Raw genomic sequence first — 946 nt, forward strand, 5'->3', positions numbered from 1 at the left:
GCAGGCGGAGGCTTCGATTTCGACCGTGTCGAGCGAAAACGAGCCGTCGGGCTCGATGCCGAAATAGGCGGCCGTTGCGGCGGCGGCCCATTGCTGCAGGGAGCGGATCGCCGTTCGGTGCGCGTCGGGGGTTCGCATGCGCTCGACCCACGACGCATAGTCCATGCGCAGCCGTCTCGTCTTCGTGCCGAGCACCCGGAAGCCGGTGCGGCCGAGCGCGGCCGTCCATTCGGCTTCGGTGTAGTTGCGGACATGCGAGGGGTCGCGCAGCAGCTCGACGGCCTGCAGATGGGTGTCCAGGACCGCGCGTCCCGGCGACACCACGTCGATGAAGACGGCCGTCGCGCCGGGTTTCAGGATGCGCCGCGCCTCGCGCAGCCCGCCCTCGAAGTCGCGCCAATGGTGCGCGGAGAAGCGACAGCCCATGAAGTCGAACGCAGCGTCCTCGAACGGCAGCCGCTCGGCCGGCGCGACACACGTCTCGACATTCGACAGGCCGAGATCCCGCGCCTTGGCGCCGACCGCGTCCATCATCGTGGCCGAGAGATCGACGGCGACGACCGAGCCGGCGTGGCGCGCCAGCCGATAGGCCGCGTGGCCGCCCCCCGAGCCGAGGTCCACGGCGCGATCGGGGTGCAGGCGCTCGGCCGTCGCCTCCAGAGTGTCGAGATCGTCGCCGGCCGCATGGACGGCGCTTTTGACATAAGCATCGGCCTGAATGCCGAACTGATCCTCGACCAGGGTGTCGTGCGAACGGGTCATGGCGTTTCTCCTTCGTCCCGACTAGAGACGAAGTCTCACCCTGTTACAATAGATCAGTTTATCCTATTATATTGAAACCTATGACCACTGACGAACAGCGCCGTTTGCTCGGGCAATTCATCCGGTCGCACCGCGAGCGAACCCTGCCGGACGCCGTGGTGCGCCGGCGCCGGACGCCCGGCCT

1 protein-coding gene is annotated in these 946 nt (G+C 67.5%); it reads right to left on the bottom strand.

Translation table 11 applies throughout. The features are described from left to right. Positions 1 to 762, bottom strand: a 762-nt coding sequence (locus SMD10_RS25465; RefSeq protein ID WP_331688509.1) for a class I SAM-dependent methyltransferase, incomplete at its 3' end; no start/stop codon positions are given. Positions 763 to 946 lie beyond the last annotated feature (184 nt).

The organism is Consotaella aegiceratis, from assembly GCF_036541425.1.
In the GTDB taxonomy this organism is placed as follows: domain Bacteria; phylum Pseudomonadota; class Alphaproteobacteria; order Rhizobiales; family Rhizobiaceae; genus Consotaella; species Consotaella aegiceratis.